At 42.4% G+C, this 22320-nt stretch carries 14 protein-coding genes; 10 read left to right on the forward strand and 4 right to left on the reverse strand.

Features of this window, described 5'->3' with window-relative positions:
* Positions 1-19 precede the first annotated feature (19 nt).
* From mrcB to QQJ93_RS15325, 10 genes are all read left to right on the forward strand, one after another.
* Entirely contained in the window at positions 20-2380 is a 2361-nt protein-coding gene (gene mrcB / locus QQJ93_RS15280; protein WP_089124868.1) for a penicillin-binding protein 1B, read from the forward strand.
* Between the two features lie 158 nt (positions 2381-2538).
* Positions 2539-4824 (forward strand): patatin-like phospholipase family protein, encoded by a 2286-nt coding sequence (locus QQJ93_RS15285; protein WP_089124921.1) that lies wholly within the window; start codon positions 2539-2541, stop codon positions 4822-4824.
* Positions 4825-5085: 261 nt separating this feature from the next.
* A complete protein-coding gene (gene acnB / locus QQJ93_RS15290) occupies positions 5086-7683 on the forward strand; it encodes a bifunctional aconitate hydratase 2/2-methylisocitrate dehydratase (protein ID WP_089124867.1) in 2598 nt (865 codons plus the stop codon).
* A 231-nt stretch (positions 7684-7914) separates the two neighbouring features.
* The gene (locus QQJ93_RS15295) at positions 7915-8295 is read left to right on the forward strand and encodes a YacL family protein (protein ID WP_089124866.1); all 381 of its coding nucleotides are present in this window, start codon (positions 7915-7917) and stop codon (positions 8293-8295) included.
* A gap of 182 nt (positions 8296-8477) precedes the next feature.
* Positions 8478-8816, forward strand: a complete 339-nt coding sequence (gene glnK, locus QQJ93_RS15300) for a P-II family nitrogen regulator (protein ID WP_027696300.1) — start codon at positions 8478-8480, stop codon at positions 8814-8816.
* 25 nt (positions 8817-8841) lie between these two features.
* A complete protein-coding gene (locus QQJ93_RS15305; protein ID WP_089124865.1) occupies positions 8842-10059 on the forward strand; it encodes an ammonium transporter in 1218 nt (405 codons plus the stop codon).
* A 170-nt stretch (positions 10060-10229) separates the two neighbouring features.
* Positions 10230-11243, forward strand: coding sequence for a Fe(3+) ABC transporter substrate-binding protein (locus QQJ93_RS15310; protein ID WP_089124864.1), 1014 nt, complete (start codon positions 10230-10232; stop codon positions 11241-11243).
* Positions 11244-11324: 81 nt separating this feature from the next.
* On the forward strand, positions 11325-12965 hold the full coding sequence (locus QQJ93_RS15315; protein ID WP_089124863.1) for an ABC transporter permease: 1641 nt from the start codon (positions 11325-11327) through the stop codon (positions 12963-12965).
* Positions 12966-14045 (forward strand): ABC transporter ATP-binding protein, encoded by a 1080-nt coding sequence (locus QQJ93_RS15320; RefSeq protein WP_089124862.1) that lies wholly within the window; start codon positions 12966-12968, stop codon positions 14043-14045.
* A gap of 31 nt (positions 14046-14076) precedes the next feature.
* On the forward strand, positions 14077-14415 hold the full coding sequence (locus QQJ93_RS15325) for a HopJ type III effector protein (protein ID WP_089124861.1): 339 nt from the start codon (positions 14077-14079) through the stop codon (positions 14413-14415).
* 70 nt (positions 14416-14485) lie between these two features.
* Here the strand turns inward: QQJ93_RS15325 and emrD are convergent, their stop codons facing one another.
* The 4 genes from emrD to QQJ93_RS15345 all read right to left on the reverse strand — a co-directional run bounded on the left by emrD (position 14486) and on the right by QQJ93_RS15345 (position 22312).
* A complete protein-coding gene (gene emrD, locus QQJ93_RS15330; RefSeq protein ID WP_089124860.1) occupies positions 14486-15691 on the reverse strand; it encodes a multidrug efflux MFS transporter EmrD in 1206 nt (401 codons plus the stop codon).
* Between the two features lie 648 nt (positions 15692-16339).
* Positions 16340-17752, reverse strand: a complete 1413-nt coding sequence (locus QQJ93_RS15335; RefSeq protein WP_089124858.1) for a phosphoglucomutase/phosphomannomutase family protein — start codon at positions 17750-17752, stop codon at positions 16340-16342.
* 162 nt (positions 17753-17914) lie between these two features.
* Complete coding sequence (locus QQJ93_RS15340) at positions 17915-20320, reverse strand: glycoside hydrolase family 94 protein (RefSeq protein WP_089124857.1); 2406 nt, start codon at positions 20318-20320, stop codon at positions 17915-17917.
* Positions 20321-20383: 63 nt separating this feature from the next.
* Positions 20384-22312, reverse strand: a complete 1929-nt coding sequence (locus QQJ93_RS15345) for a beta-N-acetylhexosaminidase (RefSeq protein ID WP_089124856.1) — start codon at positions 22310-22312, stop codon at positions 20384-20386.
* Positions 22313-22320 lie beyond the last annotated feature (8 nt).

Raw genomic sequence — 22320 nt, forward strand, 5'->3', positions numbered from 1 at the left:
TAAATTAAAAGGCAATACATTGAACACACCAAAGAAAACCAGCACTACGCGCCGTAAACCTGCAACAAAATCAACTCGTAAAGCAGGGCCAGCTAGGGGGCGAAAAACACCACCGAAGAAAAAAACATGGCTGCAAAAGTTATGGAGTATCGGTTGGAAATTAGGTTTAGTTTTTATCACCTTGATGGTGGCCGCAGGGTTCTATTTAAATGGTGTGGTGACGCAACGTTTTGCTGGGCAATTATTTGAGTTGCCAACAGTCGTGTACGCCAGAGTGATGACACTAGAGCCTGGGAGTAACCAGACGATCACCAAAGTACGTCAGGAGCTTGATGTACTGAATTACCGTAAAGTTGCTAATCCGATACGTGAAGGGGAATACTCTGCTTCATCGACTAAAATTGAGTTATTCCGTCGCCCGTTTACTTTTGAAAATGGTCCAGAGCCTGCTCGTCATGTGATGTTGTATTTTGATAATAGCGGATTGAAACGTATCCAATCATTAGAATCGAAAGCGGATCTAGGCTTCTTACGTATTGAGCCGAAAATGCTCGGTATGCTAGAAGCTAAGAAAGAAGAAACTCGCTTATTCTTAAAACGTGAGCAATTTCCTGAAGCCATGGTGGCGGCGTTACTTTCCACTGAGGATCGTGATTTTTACCAGCATGGTGGGGTTTCACCATTAGCGATTGCTCGCGCCTTTGTGGTCAATTTAAAAGCAGGGCGAGCGGTGCAAGGTGGTAGTACCTTAACTCAACAATTGGCGAAAAATTTATTTTTAAGCAGTGAGAAGACGTTGTGGCGTAAGTTTAAAGAAGCTTATATCGCGGTGATTTTAGATTATCGTTTCAGCAAAGATAAAATTTTAGAAGCTTACTTAAATGAAGTGTATTTAGGTCAAAATGGCGGGGAAGCGATCCACGGTTTTGCCTTAGCCTCACATTATTATTTTGGCCAGCCGTTACAAGAGTTACGTATTGATCAATTGGCAATGCTGGTTGGTATGGTGAAAGGTCCGTCTTATTACAATCCAATTCGCCATCCTGAACGTACTCAAGAACGTCGCAACTTGGTACTTGAACTGATGATGACGCAAAATATCTTAACTGCATCACAGTACAGCCAAGCGGTTAGTCGTGATCTCGATTTGCAAAATAATCCACACCTAGGTAAGCGTCAACCAGCTTACTTTGAGCAATTACAACGTGAGTTAAAGGATAAGGTTGGTGATAAGTTTAAAGCAGATACTGGTCTACGTTTATTCACTACTTTAGATCCAGTTTCACAAACCTATCTTGAACAAGCGGTGACTAAAACTTTGCCACAATTAGAGCAACGCTCTGGTAAAGGACTACAAACAGCGGTGGTTGCTGTTGATCGCCAAACCGGTGAAATTCGCGCCATGATAGGCGGTCGCAATAGTGGCTTTGATGGCTTTAACCGCGCTTTAAGTGCTAGTCGCCAGATAGGCTCACTTGCCAAACCTTCTGTGTATTTAACTGCATTAGAGCAACCTGAGAAATACAATTTAGGGACTACGATTGATGATAAACCGATCACCTTAACGAATAAGCAGGGGAAGACTTGGTCTCCGAAAAACTATGACCGTAAATTCCGTGGTGAAGTACCGTTGTATCAAGCAATGTCACGTTCTCTTAACGTTCCTACCGTGAATCTTGGTATGCAATTAGGCATTCCTGCGGTGATGGAAACATTGACTAAGCTAGGTATTGATAAGCAAGAAATTCGTCCTGTACCTTCTATGTTTCTAGGCTCATTTACATTGACTCCATATCAAGTGTCACAAATGTTTCAGACAATTACCAATTCAGGCAAGCGAGCGCCATTGACCGCATTAAGAACCGTAATGGATGTTGATGGTAATGTGCTATACGAGAGTATACCTAGAGCATCGCAACAAGTTCCGCAACAAGCGGCGTGGCTGACGACTTATATTATGAAAAAAGTGGTCAGTGAAGGAACAAGTCGCTCTTTGCAAGGGCAATATGGTTGGGCAACCCTAGCAGCAAAAACGGGTACTAGTAATGATAGCCGTGACAGTTGGTTTGTCGGAGTAGATGGTCGTGAAGTTGTGACGATTTGGACGGGACGTGATGACAATAAACCAACTAAGTTAACAGGAGCCAATGGCTCATTAAGAACTTACGCGAATTATCTCGCTCAGCGTGCGCCGGAACGTTTAACTTTGCCGTGGCCAAGTAAAATTGTCACGACTCATTTTGAGCAAACTCAGGCTGGTAGTTATCAAACAGATTGTGGCGGTGATATTGAATTACCACAGTGGGACATTAATGGTGATTTAAAAGATAAATGTAAAAATAACCCAAGCCGTTGGCTAAAATCGTTATTTGATTTTTAATCACAGCATTTTCAATGCGTTGTGGGTAATATAGTGGAAAGAGTTATACTCAAGTGACCTCAAGATGCAGCATAAAGCTTGTTTTATTCTTGCTGAAACTCGCATCTTGAGGTTACTTGGGTATATTCAATATTAATAAGGATAGTTTGTTGAAAATCATGCGTTTGTTATTTGGGATTGTCACGTTCCCATTAGTGTGTTGGTCGGTTAATGCTCAACAAGTGATGCCAGATGGCTCGACCCGCCCAACTATTGCCGTGGTGTTGGCAGGCGGTGGGGCTAAAGGCGCAGCACATATTGGGGTGTTACAAGCGCTAGAAGAAATGCATATTCCAGTCGATATTGTTACGGGAACCAGCATGGGATCTTATGTTGGTGGTTTATATGCACTAGGGATGAGTGCTGAAGAAATAGAAGAAACCGTACAGAATATCGATTGGAACTCTGGCTATCATGACCGAGTCGGGCGTAGTGAACGCCGAGTTCGTGATAAAGAATATGATGACCGTTATCAATTACATACCGATCTAGGTTTACGTTGGCTTGAAGTTAAAATGCCTAAAGGCGTGGTTCAAGGCCAAAATATGCTACAAATCTTACGTCAGAGTACTGGCAACCTCCCACCTTTTGATTCCTTTGATGAGTTACCCGTTCATTACCGTGCAGTTGCCACTGATATTGTTAATTTAAAACCTGTTGTGATGGGCGATGGGGAAATTGTTGATGCCATGATGGCAAGCATGTCAGTACCTGGTGCGCTTCCTCCATATCAATATAAAGGTATGTTATTGGTGGATGGTGGAGTGACCGATAATATGCCAGTGGAGCTAGCTCGCTCGATGGGGGCAGATGTCATTATTGCCGTGGATATCAGTACTGATTATCAGACAGAAGATCAGTTAAAAACGTTTTTAAATGTCGGTAATCAACTTTCCAATTATCTCGTTCGGCGCAGTACTCAAGCACAAAGTGATCTATTAACACCAAATGATGTATTGCTGCACCCTGCTGTTGGTAAAATGAGTACGACGGACTTTTCCCAAATGCCTGAAGCCTATGATAAAGGTTACCAAGCGGCAGTAGAACAAAAACCTCAATTACAGAAATACTCTATTTCATCTGATAATTATAAATCTTACCAGTTAGATAAGGTTGCTAAGAGAAAGCAATTTAAACGAGGATCTGAATTAGAAATCAAGCAAGTACATGTCGAAAATAATAGTCATTACCACGAAAATGTATTGTTAAGCCGTTTAGGTATTGAGCCTGGAAAACAATATACCAGTGAAGAAATAGAACTGAAAATTCGTGATTTATATGCTCTCGATCGTTTCGAACGTGTTTCTTATAGTTATAAAGACAATAAAGATGGAACGACAGATCTTAATATTCAAGTTAACGAAAAAGAGTGGGGGCCAAACTATGTCGATTTTCGTTTCTTTATGGAAGATAACTTTAAAAGTTCTAGTAAGTATTCGATTGGGTTAACGAGTAATTTTACTGATATAGGAAGTCTTGGAGCGGAATTACGTAGCAATGTTGAAATAGGAACCGATAAGCTTTTTGGACTTGAGTTGTATGTTCCTTTTACCTATAACCAAAATTACTTCATTTCAGCGGTATCTACTTATAGTGATGAAAAATCTAACTTCTTTATTCCGGATGCGAATAACCCCACCCAGGACTCAGAGGGAAGTACCCAGTTAACGGATACGGAAAATTCATTACCGATTGATTATAAAAAGTGGATCGGTGATCTCTCTATTGGATATCAACCCACTTTATGGCAAGAAGTTCGTTTAGGTATTCGCTATACCAATGGCAATACTAGTCTCACAGGTCTACCGTCATTTGGTAATAGTGATTACACTCGGCAGGGTGCTTATGTTCGATATCGCCTAGATACGTTGGATGACTTTAGTTTTCCGAGTAAAGGTTATTATGCCGATATAGAATATCTCTACTCTAGCGATAAATATGATGGTGAATCGAGTGAGATCGCATCTGAAATTAGCACTAATTTTATGATTGCCAAAAGCTATCAAAAGCATTCACTAGTTGGTCGATTTGAATACAGTGTAGTGGATACTGAAAGCGAAGGTGTACCAATAGATCCTATGGAACTTGGTGGCTTTCTGCATTTATCGGGTATTCCAAGAGACAGTTTATTAGGACGAAATAAAGCTTATACCAGTTTAGTCTATCGTTATAAGTGGTTTGAGAATGATTTTGGCTTATTCCAATCTCCAGTATATTTAGGAGCGTCATTAGAATATGGCGGGGTATGGACTAATTCTGATTCCAACTGGAACAGTGATTCTATGTATGTCGCAGGATCGGCTTTTACCGGAGTTGATTCACCTATTGGTCCGATCATTTTAGCCTATGGCCAAACTGAGCAAGGTTTTAACTCAGCCTACTTGATAATAGGCTCTACTTTTTAACTTTAGAGTGAAAAGGTGAGGTTTGATTAAGTTTTTCAGCAACTTTAGTTCCAGTTTGCTAGCTTGGTCAAACTCGCAAGATTTTAATTTTTCGTTAAATTTGTTATTATCCCATCAACACTTTGGCTCCGACCGTATTCGATTATTAAGAATCAGCCATAATACTAATTCATAATAAAACATGGGCAGGAAGCCAAATTTCCAAGGATGTTTACCCTTTATCACAAATAGAAGGGTCGACCGCAATGAGAGGAATGAGTCGTGCTTGAAGCCTACCGTAAACACGTCGAAGAGCGTGCCGCTGAAGGAATTGTCCCAAAACCTTTAGATGCAGAGCAGGTCGCTGCTTTGGTAGAACTACTGAAAAATCCACCTCAAGATGAAGAAGACTTTATTCTTGATCTGTTTGTTAACCGTATCCCACCTGGTGTTGATGAAGCTGCTTATGTTAAAGCTGGCTTTTTAACTGCCGTTGCGAAAGGCGAAGCTGAATCCCCATTAATTTCTCGTGAAAAAGCTGCTGAATTGCTAGGTACTATGCAGGGTGGTTATAACATCGAGCCGTTAGTGAGCTTTTTAGATGATGAGCTACTAGCACCAATCGCGGTAACAGCACTTAAGCAAACATTACTTATGTTTGATGCTTTCCATGATGTGGAAGAAAAAGCCAAAGCAGGTAATGAGTCTGCTAAAGAAGTGATGCAATCATGGGCTGATGCAGAGTGGTTCCTAAATAAACCTAAACTTGAAGATAAAGTAACATTAACTGTCTTTAAGGTAACGGGTGAAACCAATACCGATGATCTATCTCCAGCACCGGATGCATGGTCTCGTCCTGATATTCCACTTCATGCATTAGCAATGTTAAAAAATGAGCGTGAAGGCATTAACCCTGACGATCCAGGCAATGTGGGTCCAATTAAGCAAATTAAAGAGCTAGAAGAAAAAGGTCACCCACTGGTTTATGTCGGTGATGTTGTTGGTACGGGTTCTTCTCGTAAATCGGCTACTAACTCAGTACTTTGGTTTATGGGGCATGATATCCCATACGTGCCAAATAAACGCGCTGGTGGTTTTTGCCTAGGTGGTAAGATTGCGCCAATTTTCTTTAACACCATGGAAGATGCTGGTGCACTACCAATCGAGCTTGACGTTTCTAAAATGAATATGGGTGACGTGATTGATATTTATCCTCATGAAGGAAAAGTATGTAAACACGGCACTGATGAAGTGATTTCAACCTTCAAGCTAAAAACAGACGTACTTTATGATGAGGTTCGTGCTGGTGGTCGTATTCCATTGATTATTGGTCGTGGTTTAACGGATCGTGCCCGTACGTCACTTGGTCTTGAACCTTCAGAAGTCTTCCGTCGTCCAGTACCAGTTGCCGACTCAGATAAAGGCTTTACGCTTGGTCAAAAAATGGTCGGTAAAGCGTGTGGTGTTGAAGGGGTTCGCCCTGGTACATACTGTGAGCCTAAAATGACGACAGTAGGCTCGCAAGATACCACTGGACCAATGACGCGTGATGAGCTTAAAGACCTTGCGTGTCTTGGCTTCTCGGCTGATCTTGTGATGCAGTCTTTCTGTCATACTTCTGCTTATCCAAAACCAGTGGATGTAAATACTCACCATACGTTACCGGACTTCATTATGAACCGTGGTGGCGTGTCGCTTCGCCCTGGTGACGGTATCATTCACTCATGGTTAAACCGTATGCTTTTACCTGATACGGTTGGTACCGGTGGTGATTCACATACTCGTTTCCCTCTTGGTATTTCATTCCCTGCGGGTTCTGGCCTCGTTGCTTTCGCCGCTGCAACTGGTGTGATGCCACTGGATATGCCTGAATCTGTTTTAGTTCGTTTTAAAGGCGAAATGAAGCCAGGTATTACACTGCGTGATCTAGTGCATGCGATTCCTTATTACGGTATTAAACAAGGCCTACTAACGGTTGAGAAAGCAGGTAAGATCAATGAATTCTCTGGCCGTGTACTAGAAATTGAAGGTCTTGAGCACTTAACGGTTGAGCAAGCATTTGAGCTTTCTGATGCTTCAGCGGAACGTTCTGCTGCAGGTTGTACGGTTAAACTTTCAGAAGAGTCGATTGCTGAATATCTCAATTCAAACATCGTGATGCTGAAGTGGATGCTCTCTGAAGGTTATGGTGATGTTCGTACGATTGAACGCCGTATCAAAGCAATGGAAGAGTGGTTAGCTAAGCCTGAGTTAATGAGTGCTGACAAAGACGCTGAATATGCTCATGTGGTTGAAATTGATCTGGCTGAGATTGATCAACCGATCCTTTGTGCGCCAAATGATCCGGATGATGCACGTTTACTTTCTGATGTTCAAGGGACTGAAATTGATGAAGTGTTCATCGGCTCTTGTATGACGAATATTGGTCACTTCCGTGCTGCTGGTAAGTTGCTCGAAAAACACAAAGGTGAACTTGATACTCGCCTATGGGTTGCACCACCAACTAAGATGGATAGAGATCAACTAACGGAAGAAGGTTACTACGGTATCTTTGGCCGTGCTGGGGTACGTATTGAAACTCCGGGCTGTTCATTATGTATGGGTAACCAAGCACGTGTTGCCGAGAAGTCAACAGTAATGTCGACTTCAACTCGTAACTTCCCGAACCGTTTAGGTAATGGTGCTAATGTATTCTTAGCGTCTGCTGAGTTATCAGCAGTAGGTGCAATTCTTGGCCGTATCCCGACTAAAGAAGAGTACTTAAGCTATGCTGAGCAAATTAATGCTACCGCAGCAGATACATACCGCTATCTGAACTTCCATAAGATGAAGCATTACACAGATAAAGCTGATACAGTGATTTTCCAAGAGCCAGCATAACGGCTGTTGATTGATAGTAAGTCTGATAAAACCGCTGATAATTAATCAGCGGTTTTTTTGTTTAGAGATAAAAGAGCTATCGATTGATTTGTCTATATTGAAAGCATTTACTCGCAACTCGCAACTCGCAACTCGCAACTCGCAACTCGCAACTCGCAACTCGCTTGGTCGCATTTCCCATCATTACCAAGTAAACTCTCAATATCCCCTAAAAAGAAAAAGTGCTCCGTTATGGACTTTGAATTTAAGAAAAATACCTTAGATGGTAGCTATCGTGTGGTGTTCTCATCTGGACATGAAGCCATTGGTCATTGGTTAATTGAAGAAATCAATACTAATACAGCTAAGCTCGATAGTGTCTTGCAACAAATTGGTGCGCAGAGAAATATTAACCAAGAATGGCGTTTATTGGGCCAAGATTGGAGTCTATTTCTTGAGCAAAATGAAGTACATATTACCTCTAACCATTTATTAAGCCTTGAAGATGAAGCCTCCATTTATAAAGAAGAAAGAGATGATGATCTTTCGGCTTATAATGAAGAAAGTGAATCATGGTGCGGTATTGAAGACTTTGAACAAGTTTTGCATTCTTGGCGTGCATTTGTTGCCTAACCTTTCTTTTTCTCCCTCCTTGCTATTTTTTTGTGAATTTAGCGCACTATTATGGTGCGCCTGATTTCCACCTTAAATTCTCTTTTATTTGTTAATTCTTTTAAATCAACAACTTAAAAAGTTGGCATGCAACTTGATAGTATTGTAAATGTTAAAGGAATGCATCATGACGAGGGAATGCAATGAAATTAATTAGTGCAATAATCAAACCGTTTAAATTAGACGATGTCCGTGAAGCGTTAGCTGATGTAGGCATTGAAGGTATGACTGTTTCTGAAGTGAAAGGCTTTGGACGTCAAAAAGGCCATACAGAGTTGTATCGTGGCGCGGAATATCAAGTGGATTTCTTACCGAAAGTGAAAGTAGAAATTGCCACTCAAAGTGACAATGTGGACCGTGTGATTGAGGCGATCATGAAAGCCGCACAAACCGGTAAAATCGGTGATGGTAAAATTTTCGTCTTTGATCTGCAGCAAGCAGTTCGTATTCGTACTGGCGAAATGGATGACGAAGCACTTTAAAGGATTAGGGACGGAGAATTAATATATGGAAATTGTAGAAATCAAATACGCGTTAGATACGTTTTTCTTACTGATATCTGGTGCGCTAGTGATGTGGATGGCAGCGGGTTTTGCCATGTTAGAAGCTGGTTTAGTTCGTTCGAAAAATACCACAGAAATTTTAACTAAAAACTTTGTACTGTTTGGTATTGCTTGCACCATGTTCTTATTGGTTGGCTATAACATCATGTACGTTGGTAACGCAGAAGGTGGAGTTTTCCCATCGTTTGGCGGCCTGATTGGCTCTCAAGGTGAAGGTGCTTCACACTCTTTAGAATCAGACTTTTTCTTCCAGGTAGTGTTTGTTGCAACGGCAATGTCAGTGGTATCTGGTGCTGTCGCTGAACGTATGAAACTGTCTACTTTCTTGATCTTTAGTGTGGTATTAACTGGCTTTATCTACCCAATTGAAGGTTACTGGACTTGGGGTGGTGGTTTCCTATCTGCAGCTGGTTTCAGTGATTTCGCTGGTTCAGGTATTGTTCACTTAGCTGGTGCAGCAGCAGCGTTGGCAGGTGTTCTACTACTTGGTGCACGTAAAGGTAAATACGGCAAGAATGGTGAAGTTCACCCAATTCAAGGTTCAAATATGCCATTAGCAACATTAGGTACGTTTATCCTTTGGTTTGGTTGGTTTGGTTTTAATGGGGGTTCTCAGCTAGCGTTATCTTCGGCTGCGGATGCTACCGCAATTGGTCAAGTTTACTTAAATACCAATGCGGCTGCGGCGGCTGGTGCGGTTGCTGCTTTAATTACAGTGAAACTGATTTGGGGCAAAGCTGATCTTACTATGATCCTTAATGGTGCATTGGCAGGTTTAGTTGCGATTACTGCAGACCCTGCGTCACCATCACCAGTAATGTCACTTGTGATTGGCGCAATTGCCGGTGTATTGGTTATCTTTAGTATCTTATTCTTAGATAAAGTGAAAATTGATGATCCAGTTGGTGCAATCTCAGTACATGGTGTGTGTGGTGTCTTCGGTCTACTAATGGTTCCATTTAGTAACTCTGATGCAACTTTTGGCGCACAAATCTATGGTGCAGTAGTTATCTTTGCATGGGTATTTGGTGCTAGCTTAGTGGTTTGGAGTATCTTAAAAGCAACCATGGGCATCCGAGTGAGTGAAGAAGAAGAAATGGATGGTGTTGATATGCACGATTGTGGTGTCGCAGCTTACCCAGAGTTTACTTCAACTAAGTAATTTATCGCTCGATTAAGTTACATCGTTATACTCTGTTACAAAGCCCTGCTCATTTGAGTGGGGTTTTTTATTTTTTGTGAGACAACAGAGCTTGAGTTACCTCAGATACTCCATATAATAAACCGCATTGATAATTGTTATCACTTACATTTAGTTTAAGGATGAGTTTAATGAAAAAACTGTTACTTGCCTCCGCGATTACTGCCACGACTTTTGCCCCTATGGCGATGTCTGCTGAAGAAGTGAATGTCTATTCTTACCGTCAACCATTTCTTGTTGAGCCAATGTTAAAAGAGTTTACGGAAGAAACTGGCATTAAAGTAAATGTGAAGTTTGCTAAAGATGGATTGGCAGAAAAATTGGTTCAAGAAGGGGAATATAGCCCCGCAGACGTAGTACTTACTGTTGATATTAGTCGTTTAGCTGAATTAAGTGATAAAGACGTTGTTCAAGCAGTCAATAGTGATGTTATTAATGGCAATATTCCATCTCAATATCGTGATAAAGAAGGCGAGTGGTTCGGCGTGACAACACGTGCTCGTGCGGTTTACTCATCAAAAGATCGTGTCGGCAAGCTACCAGCTTCATTCGATTATATGGATTTAGCGAAACCTGAATATAAAGGTAAGATTTGTACTCGTCCAGGTAAGCATCCATACAATGTTTCTTTGGTCTCTGCGATGATTGGCCACTATGGTGAAGCGGAAACAAAAGAGTGGCTAGAAGGCGTAAAAGCGAATTTAGCACGTAAACCTCAAGGCAATGACCGTGGACAGGTTCAAGCAATTAAAGAAGGCTTATGTGATTACTCTATTGGTAATAGCTACTACCTAGGTAAAATGCTTGAAGATGATAAGCAAAAAGTATGGGCTGAAGCGGTATACATTAACTTCCCAGGACAAGAAGACTTTGGTACACACGTAAACATTAGTGGTATGGCGATGGCAAAGTATGCGCCGAATAAAGAGAATGCGCTCAAACTTATGGAGTTCTTATCTGGTGATACTGCACAGAAAATGTATGCTAAAGATAACTTTGAATCTCCAGTTAAACCGGGTGTTGAAGCTTCTGAATTGGTTGCATCTTGGGGAGACTATAAAGCGGATGATTTATCGCTAGATGAAATTGCTGCCCACCATGAAGCTGCAGTGAAATTATTGGATGAAGTAAAATTTGATTTGTAATTTTAGTCAAAGTTAAATCAAAAATGAAAGGGGGAGCTTAGGCTTCCCTTTTGTGGTTTTTATAAGCGTTAAGTGGTCGCGATGAAGGAAAAGTATTTTAATTGGAAGCTAGGGAGTTGGGTGGTGATGGGGTTACTTATCTTGCCTATTCTCGCGATTTTTTATACTGCCATTGGTGAAAGTGATGAGCTTTTTTCTCATTTATTTTCCACTGTTTTACCTACCTATACTTTAAATACCTTTTTATTAGTTGCTGGTACTATGTTGCTTGCTTTGGTGTTTGGTATCCCTAGTGCTTGGCTCATGGCGATGTGCAAAATTCCAGGGGAGAAAACATTGCAATGGGCGCTCGTTTTACCCTTAGCAATGCCGGGATATATTGTTGGCTATGTCTATACTGATTGGTTTGATTTTGCCGGTCCTATTCAGATTTGGTTAAGAAATACCTTTGAGCTTACTCCGCAACAATATTGGTTTCCCGATCTTCGCACTTTACCGGGAGCGATGACGATTTTAGCGCTCGTTCTTTACCCTTATGTTTATTTATTGTCACGTTCAGCTTTTATGGAGCAAAGCGGTTCATTACTGCAATCTGCTCGATTATTAAAATGTACTCCTACACAAAGTTTTTTTCGTGTTTCATTACCTTTGGCTAGACCTGCAATTGCTGTGGGGCTTTCTCTTGTAGCAATGGAAACGTTAGGAGACTTTGGAACCGTTAATTATTTTGCTGTGAGCACATTAACCACCGCGGTTTATGACACTTGGTTAGGTTATTCAAACCTTACGGCAGCCGCAAAAATTTCTTCCATTATGTTATTGGTTGTCGTGTTACTACTTAGTGCTGAACGTTACAGTCGGCGTAAGCAAAAACATTTCCAAGCTCAATTTACTAGCCATGAAGATCATCGCTATCAATTGTTCGGTTGGAAAAAATGGCTAGCAGTATTGTGGTGTTGGGGGTTAGTGTTAGGGGGTTTTTTATTGCCGATCCTTCAGCTCGCTTATTACAGCCTACATTACTTTTCGGATAGTTGGACAACCGAGTTTAAAGTTTACTCTTTGAATAGTTTAAAAGTCTCATTCAGTGTAGCGCTAGTTTGTGTGGTGATTGCACTTATTGTGAACTTTTATCATCGATTATCAGGACAAGATGGGTATGTCTCGAAATCAGCATTAATACCAATGAGATTGTCTTCATTAGGTTATGCAGTACCGGGAACTGTGTTAGCTATTGGCATCATGGTAGCAGTATTAACGTTGGACCATAGTGTTAATGATGTGGCTAAATTTATGGACTGGGGAAGACCCGGGCTTATTTTCTCAGGCACTATGTTTGCGTTAGTGTTTGCATTGAGTGTGCGTTTTTCTGCTGTTGCTATTGGGAGCGTTGAGAGTGGTTTAGCGAAAGTTTCACCAAGTTTAGATATGGCGGCTCGTACTATGGGGTGTAATTCCAGCCAGATGTTACGTAGAGTTCATATCCCCTTAGTTATGAGAGGAACATTGATCGCGGGCTTATTAGTGTTTATCGAATCAATGAAAGAGCTTAATGCCTCAATATTATTACGCCCCTTTAATTTCGAAACCTTGGCGACTTATGTTTATAACTATGTTTCAGACCAGCAATTAGAATTGGCAGCACTACCTGCAATCTTGTTAATTTTGGTAGGTTTACTGCCTTTAATTATTGTTAATCGTTCTTTAGAAAAGGTGCATTAAATGACCTCTCAATATAAAGCTGTAAAAGCAGAGTCTTTCGCATTAAAAATTGAAGGTTTGACTTGTCATTATCCCTCGAATACTAAACCTAAAATATCGACACCAGTTTTAGAGAACCTGAATTTATCGGTACAGCAAGGTGAAATAGTTTGTTTGCTGGGTGCCAGTGGTTGTGGAAAAACTACCTTACTTAAAGCGATAGCCGGACTTTTACCATTATCATCTGGGCAAATGAAATTAAATGATAACCTGATTGATGATGGCGACCATTGGATCGCACCAGAACAACGTAATATCGGCTTAATCTTCCAAGACTATGCATTATTTCCACATCTGACAGTTTCTGAAAATGTAGCTTTTGGCCTTCAAAACCATTCAAAATCACAACGTAATGTTGTCGTTGAAAGTATGTTGGACTTGGTTCATTTATCAGGACTCGGTGATCGTTACCCTCATCAACTTTCTGGTGGTCAACAACAACGAGTCGCGATTGCACGTTCATTGGCTTATCAACCAGACCTTTTATTATTAGATGAACCGTTTTCTAATATTGATACTCAAGTGCGTCATGAGTTAATTCGCGATATTCGCCGTATCTTTAAGCAACAAGGAGTGACGGCGATTTTTGTTACTCACTCACGTGAAGAAGCTTTTGCCTTTTCAGATAAAATGGCGGTAATGAATAATGGTGTTATCGAGCAGTTTGGTAGTGCCGCCCAACTTTATTACCAGCCTTCTAGTAAGTTTGTGGCAAACTTTTTAGGAGGTGGTTGTTATCTACCAGCGCAAAAACTAGCACCTAGCCGATTTGATACAGTATTGGGTGAATTGCACGTAGTCAGTGCTGATTCGATAGCGGTAGACCAAGGTTGTGAAATTTTATTAAGGCCACAGCAAGTCTTATTACAATTAGATGAGAGCAGTGATAATCGAGTACTGGAGCAACAATTTATGGGCGATCATTGTCGTTATGTCGTGGATGTACAAGGTGTGCAATTACTCGGTCAATCACATCATTTACTCGAAGTAGGGCAAAATGTTTCCGTGAGTGTCGATTGTGATGGTGCTCTGGTATTCTAGTTTGAAATTATTTGGATAGGAGAAGATGACTATGGAGTTAACGGAATTTTTGCATCAAGTGACTACTGAGCCATTATCGGTAGAATTTGAACAGACCATCGCCACTATTGATGCCAATTACACCTTTACCCCGAGCGTATTTACCAATGGTGAGATTGAGAATGAAGCAGGACAAAATAATGGTTCTTGTAAGATTTTTGCCTTCGCTCAAATGCATAATTTAACTCAAGCGCAAACTCTTGCTTGTTTTGGTAAATTCTATCGTGAAGATGTATTGCAGTACCCAGAAAACGATGATCATCAAAATATTCGCAATTTTATTGAGCATGGTTGGGATGGCATTAAGTTTTCCTCACCTGCGCTAAATTAATTCGAACGGTTAATAAATTAGAGTAAGCCGCGTGAGAATGATTTCTTGCGCGGCTTTTTATGGTTAGTGATTACAATGTACTACCCAATACATCTGGCGGCATTGGTGTTTTGTTAACTCTATGTAGGCCGATAACTGCCAGTAATGACATCGCAAGCATTAACGCACCTAGTGGTAGCTGATTTTGTGCTGGCATCATAGCAGCCAATAGTGTTGCCATTCCCGCGCCGAAGTTTTGGATTCCACCTAATAACGCTCCTGCCGTTCCTGCATGTTGAGGAAATGGTGAAATAGCACCTGTCGTGGCTGCTGGAAATAATACTCCAGCCCCTAAGAAATAAATCGTTGCACCACCGACTAAACTTACCGCGTTGGTGAACCCAAATACTCCAGGAATAAATATCACTAATGAGCCAATAGCAATCGCGACTAAGCCGAAGTTTAGTGCTCGTTTTTCTGAATGGCGAGAAGCAATCCAACTCGACATTGCCGCTCCGAGTAAGTAGCCTGGAATTGGCACTATGAATAGTAAACTTACCGTGGTCGCTGCCAGTTTTAGCTTGCCGCCAAGTAATACACCCGCTGCTGCTTCAAATAATGCTACTCCAGCAAAGGTGGCGACTAAGCATAATAAGTAGCCTTGAAATTGACGATTACTCATTACATAACGGTAGCTGGTGGCCACTGAATCATAGCGGCGTGATTCCTTAGGCAATGTTTCCGTCATATGGGTGAACATAATAATGGTTACCCCAATGCTAAACAGTGCTAAAAATAAGTAGCTGCTTCGCCAATTAAACGCTTCGGTTAAATAGCCACCTAATAGTGGAGCCATTAATGGAGAAAACATCAGGCACATACTAATCAAACTATTCACCTTGTGTAAGTCTTGTCCGGAAAAGCAGTCACGGCTTAATGTTCTTGCCATCGCGCCACCACAACCAATGCCCATACCTTGGATAAAACTTGCGATTAAGAATAAATTAAAGTTATGAGAAAATAGCGCCAAAATAGATCCGGCAACGTAGATGATTAAACCGACTAAAATGATAGGTCGACGACCTAAACGATCAGATAGTGGACCATAAATAAATTGCGATAACCCATAAGGGATTAAATAGCATGCCATAACCGCTTGCATTGAGGCTGCGGATACATGAAATTCAGAGGCCATGTAACCCATTGATGGCACATACATGGTTTGCGTCATTTGGCCGACTGCCGCCAAAATAGCGATTAAGAAGGTTAGTTTGATTAAACTAAAAGGCGCAGACATTCATCTTCTCCACAAGAATAAAGATAAGTAAGGAAAGGGGGAAAGTGACCCTGAAATTGGCGTGGATATTAGAGCCAAACGCTTTATTCAGCAATAGAAGTGTGAGTATATTCACAAGAAGAAAATCAATGTGATGGATTAGTTTTTTTAATGGTAATCGAGATTAGGTCGCTTCGCTGCTTGGTCGCTTCGCTGCTTGGTCGCTTCGCTGCTTGGTCGCTTCGCTGCTTGGTCGCTTCGCTGCTTGGTCGCTTCGCTGCTTGGTCGCTTCGCTGCTTGGTCGCTTCGCTGCTTGGTCGCTTCGCTGCTTGGTCGCTTCGCTGCTTGGTCGCTTCGCTGCTTGGTCGCTTCGCTGCTTGGTCGCTTCGCTGCTTGGTCGCTTCGCTGCTTGGTCGCTTCGCTGCTTGGTCGCTTCGCTGCTTGGTCGCTTCGCTGCTTGGTCGCTTCGCTGCTTGGTCGCTTCGCTGCTTGGTCGCTTCGCTGCTTGGTCGCTTCGCTTACTTATCTCTCATGAGTGCTTTGGGGTTTTCATCTTTTTCTAGCAACGAGCAGCGTAGCGTCCGAGAACCGAGAAACGAAAAAAAGAGATCGCAGCTTTCACCACGATCCCTTCCAAACCTAGAAACTAGGAACTAGTAACCTAACCCCCTATAACGCTAAAAACGCTTTCATTTGAGCGACGACACTTTCTGCTGTTTCTTTATCTTCCATTTCCGAGAAAATTCGCAATAAAGGCTCAGTACCAGAGAAGCGAGCAATCACCCAACCGCCATTTTTAAAGTAGACTTTTGCGCCATCGTCATAGCTGACTTTTTCAATGTCGTATTCAAACTCTGGCAGTAACTTTTCAACGTAGATTTTGTTGTACAGCGCTTCTTTTTGCGAGGGTTTAAAGGTGCAGTCACCTTCGGCGGTGTAGGCATAACCATAACGGGCATAGATTTCATCCAGCATTTCCGACAATTTTTTGCCAGTGACACTGATAAGCTCCACCAATAGGCTTGAGGCAAATACCCCATCTTTACCTTTGATGTGGCCACGAATAGTTAAACCACCCGAGCTTTCACCACCAATCAGTGAGTCATCGGCTTCCATTTGACTACTAATGTGTTTAAAGCCTACAGGTACTTCAAAGCTTTTTTCACCGTGGTCGGCAGCGATTTTATCGAGTAGGTGAGTGGTGGCAATGTTACGTACTACCGATCCTTTCCAACCTTTGTATTCAAGTAAGTAGTAGTACAGCAACATCAGCACCTCATTTGGATGAATGAAGTTACCTTTTTCATCAATAATACCGAGACGATCTGCATCTCCATCAGTACCAATACCAATATCATAACCTTCTGCTGCCACTAGGTGTTTTAGGCGATATAAGGTGGCAGCACTTGGAGAAGGCATTAGACCACCAAAGGATGGATTTTCACCATCGTTGATAACATCGACATCACAGCGACCATTGATAAGAACGGTTTGTAGGGCATTTTTTGCTACGCCAAACATAGGGTCGATCAGCACGCGTAGGTTAGCTTTTTTAATCGCTTCAATATCAATAAAATTGATTACAGAATCGACGAAGTCGTTCATTGGATTAATGATGGTAATTAGGCCAGATGCAAGCGCGTCTTCAAAGTCGATACGTTTAACATCGTTATTATTGAGTACGGCAATTTGTGCTTCGATCTTTTGTGTGATCACTTCATCCGCGTCACGGCCACCTTCGATAAATACCTTGATACCATTGTAGTCGGCTGGGTTATGTGAGGCGGTAATACAAGCTGAATAGGTACACCCCATTTTGTTACTTTGAAACATTACAATTGGCGTGGGTACAAAGCGGTTGATAAAGCTAACTGTAATGCCATTAGCAGCTAACACCTCTGCAAACCAAAGGGCTGCTTTATCAGATAAAAAGCGGCGGTCATAACCGATCACAAATCCGTTATGAACCACGTTTTCCTTTTGCATGATATTTGCGACCGCTTGGGCAACGAGACGAACATTGGCTTGAGTAAACTCTTCACCAATAAAGGCGCGCCAGCCGCCGGTACCAAACTTAATCATATTGCTATCCTTAAATGCATAAGAGCCAGATTTTGCGACTCGATAGAAATGGCGTGAAAAATAGGGATCCCTAGATTGAAATTCTTAGGTATTCCCTAGCGTTACGAAATATGCTCGACTCTAACCCTAGGTATGGTGGGTTAAAGTCGAGCGCAGTAAGGGCTATCCCATCACCACCACAACTTCGTTGACGCTACCAGCCGCTTGAGCAGGAATGGCTCCTTCAATCACTTGACCATTAAGGCGGATAGATTGCACGCCTTTGCTTACGCCTGCTGGGTTTTCAACCTTGATATTAAAGGTGGCATCACGCCATTGACGGGTTACTTCAAAGCCAGGCCAGTTGGTTGGAATACAAGGATCAACATTCAAACCATCAAAGCCCAGACGCACACCAAGAATGAAGTTGGTGACCGCAAAGTAAGCCCAACCTGAGGTGCCGGTTAACCAAGGGTGGTTAGCACGACCGTGATCTTGGTGATCACGTCCCATGATGAACTGTACGTAGGAGTAAGGTTCAGCGATGCGTTTTTCAATCATGTCATTTTGATTGTATGGGTTTAATGCATCGTAGAATTTCATCGCTTTATCACCACGGCCTAGTTTGGCTTCGGCTACCCATGCCCAAGGGTTAGGGTGAGAGAAAATAGCGCCGTTTTCTTTCACGCCTTGATAAACACGGGTAACAAAACCAATGTCATCATTTGGGGTCGCGAAAGAAGGTGAATTCAAATGTAAACCGTATGGCGAGTACAGATGCTCATCTACTGAGTTCATGGCAATTTCGCCACGTTCTTGTGATACCGCACCAGAAAGTACCGCTAAGGTATTGGATTCTAGATGGATCTTACCTTCGGTTTGTTGTGCAGTTCCGATCTTGTCACCATCTTTGGTTAGGCCGCGGATATACCAGCCGCCTTCTTCATCCCATAGGTGAGTTTCACATGCCTGACGTACGCCTTCAGCCATGGTGGTGTATTTATCGACATCTTCATTTTTGCCAAGGTATTTGGCTAAATCGATAAATTCTTGTAGCGCCCAGTAGTGCAGGAAAGACACCATAGATGACTCACCGCCACCTAAGTTCAAGCAGTCGTTCCAGTCAGCGCGTAAGCCTTTACAAATACCGGTATTACCCACGTATTCAGCGGAGAAATCTAACGCCGCTTTCATGTGATCATACACGCTAGCATTACCACCATCGGCGTAAGGGATTTGCTCGTCAAAGAACGACTCTTCGCCCGTTTCCATTACGTATTTACAAATGGTTGGAACTAGCCATAGGTGATCATCCGAGCAGGTATCTTCAATGCCGTGGATCTTATCTTCATCACTTGGGGTTGGAACCACAGTGGGAGATTTAGATGGTTTGACGTCAGCTTTTTCAGGATCAAACCAGTCAGGATCAAATAGGTGCAGACCGTAACCGGCTTTAACTTGGCCACGCAGTAGATCCACTAGACGCTTACGAGTCATGGCTGGGTTAGAGTGGGGTACTGAAATCGCATCTTGGGCAGTATCACGATAACCAAGACCAGTACGGCCACCTACCTCAATGAAAGAAGCAAAGCGTGACCATACGACACAGGTTTCCGCTTGGTAGAGTGTCCATGCGTTGATCATGGTATCCAAGCCTTCATTTGGCGATTTAACTTGGAACTTGTTACAACGCTCATCCCAGTGTGCTTTAATCCCGGCAAAGGCGGCATCGACATTGGCAAGATCTTGATATTTAGTGCGTAACTTGTCGCCATTGCCTTTACCAATCCCAAGAATGAAGGCAAAACGCACTTCTTCACCTGGTTGGATGACAAATTGCTTATGCAACGAGCCACAATGGTTGTAACAGGTTTGCGCGGAATTTGAACATTTTCCCTGCTCTACTGCGATAGGATTGGCTTCATCACGGTATAAACCGAGGAAGCTGTCACGTTGGCCATCGTAGGAATCAGGATCAAAGGTTGACGCTAAGTAGTAAAAGCCTTCGAAATCATTGGTGTTGTAATAAAGGTCGTACTCGATTACGCCATCACGGTAAGCTGTTCCAGCTGAGTAGAGCGACATCTGATGGTTTTGGTTATCCGATTGAATATGGCTAAAGGAGAATTCAACAAAGGAAAACGCACTAATGGTACGTGGTTTGTCTGAGGTGTTTTTGATGGTTACATCCCACACTTCAGCATCTTCACCTTTAGGAACAAATAGCGTTTTAGTGGCCGTGATGCCGTTGTATTCACATTTAAACTTAGAGTAAGACAAACCATGGCGTACTTCATAATTGGCTTCGTCTAAGCTTTTTGCTACCGGTTGCCATGAAATCGACCAGTAATCGCCGCTCTCATCATCACGTAAATACACGTAATGCCCTGGGCGATCGAATGTCGCATTTGGACGGAATTTAGTAACACGGTTGTACTCAGGTGAGTTGTAGAAAGAGTAGCCGCCGGCATTGTGAGAAATCACAGTACAAAATTTTTCTGTGCCTAAATAGTTGGTCCATGGTGCAGGCACGTCTGGACGAGTGATGACGTATTCACGATTATCATTATCGAAAAAACCGTATTTCATAATGTATTCCTTACTAAAAAATAAAAACCGTGGTGGCGCTGATTACAGCGCTCCATGGGCAAATTAAAGTGCTTTATGCCAAGGGTGAAATTGAATGCCTTGGTAAGTTAAAGTGGATTGATGTCCATTAAGACGCGCTAAAAAATCTTGCCAATCACGCTGATCTTTATCGGTCCAGTAAACTTCAGAAAGTGCAAGCAAACGAGGGAAAAGCATGTGATCAATGCGATCTTGGTTATTGATAATTTCGCACCAAAGACCGCATTGAATTCCAAAGATATGTTGACGGCGAGGATCGTCCTCAGCTAATTCTGATAAAGGTTCATAGCCATAAGCTTTATCTAAAGGATTAATTCCAGCCCAATTAACACCCATTTCTTCACTGTTGTAATCTTGAACTATATCTAAATAGGTGTATTGAGCCGGTTGCAGAATCACATCAATATTTTGGGATGCACATTCAACGGCTGCTTTCTCTGTGATCCATGAACATACGATAGTGTCTTTGCTCACTTTGTTACCGTGGCGAACTTCTTCCCAGCCGATCATTCGCTTGCCTAATTCATTTACTTTGGTTTCAATTCTGCGTAATAAATGCCCTTGTAACTCTTTGGCATCTGAATAGCCGTGCTGTTGCATTAATGCCTGACATTTTGGGCTATCAACCCATACGCCATGTGGCACTTCATCGGCACCAATATGAATAAAAGGAGAAGGGAAAAGCTGGGCAACTTCAGTAAGAACTTGGTCCAGGAATGTGTAAGTTCCTTCTAATGCCGGTGAGAGCACGTTATCGTTGTAATACTGAATGCTGCGATATTGTGAACGATCCTCAGGATCGACCAATAACTCGGGTAATGATTTGATGGCTGCGCGACAATGACCCGGAATATCAATTTCAGGGATCACGGTGATATTGCGTTCAGCGGCATATTGGATCACTTCGCGGATCTGCTCTTGGGTGTAAAAGCCTCCGTACTTATTCGCTAAGTGGGAATATTGCGGTTCAATCGGAGTTTCAAATCCACGCCATGCGCCAATTTCTGTTAATTGTGGGAAGGCTTTAATTTCAATACGCCATCCTTCGTCATCGGTTAAGTGCCAATGAAAGACATTAAATTTGAGCTGAGCAAGCTGGTTGATCAGGCGTTTAACCGTTTCTACAGAATGAAAATGACGCGCACAATCAAGCATCATACCGCGATGTTTAAAGCGAGGCTTATCTTCAATTAGCACGCATGGTAGCGTCTGCTTACCATTGTGAACTTGATGGCTGACCCATTGCCATAATGACGCGCAACCATGCATAAAGCCACTGGTGGAATTGGCCTCGAGTATGATTTGATGAGGCTGTACTTCTAGTTTATAAGCTCCTTCTGTCAGGTTCGGTGAAGTCACTAAACAGAGGTTACCTTGAGTACTCATCTTGATGGTGCTATCGAGTATTTGACTTAATTCCTGAGCAAGCCAAGTCAGTGCGCTTTTAGCTTGATTAGAGTGCGATTGAAAAACGATAGTTTGGTTAAGGTCAAACTCACCTTCGATTAGCTTCAAACTCTGTGGGTTTGGAATGATCCCGAGTGTATTGGCTGCAACTTGTGGCACTGATGTTTTGTGCTTACTGGCCGATTTTAGGGCAACAGGGGTTAAGGCGACTGCCAGTAATTGATTTTCACCTTGGGTATGAGTGTGAATGACGGCATCATCGAAACCATCATCCAGTAGTTGGAATGGTGCAGTGTGGCAGCCAAATTCGACATAATAATGCGCATTTGCCGCAAGTGTTTGATTATCTTGCGGTAAGAAAGTGCACAGTCCACCTATTTGCTCAATGCTGCCTTGGCTTAGGCTTGCCGGTTGAATAAAGCGGCGGAAGCTAACGCTGAGCTTCCAATCATGCAGATCCACATCGCTTAAATTGTGTAAAGTCAGGGCGAGGCGAGTGTAGTTTTCTTGTTGTTCAAGAACTGAGAGGTCAATACGATAATCCATGAGTCCAC

Origin of the sequence: Vibrio algivorus, from assembly GCF_030161215.1 — a bacterium.
Taxonomy (GTDB): Bacteria; Pseudomonadota; Gammaproteobacteria; order Enterobacterales; family Vibrionaceae; genus Vibrio; species Vibrio algivorus.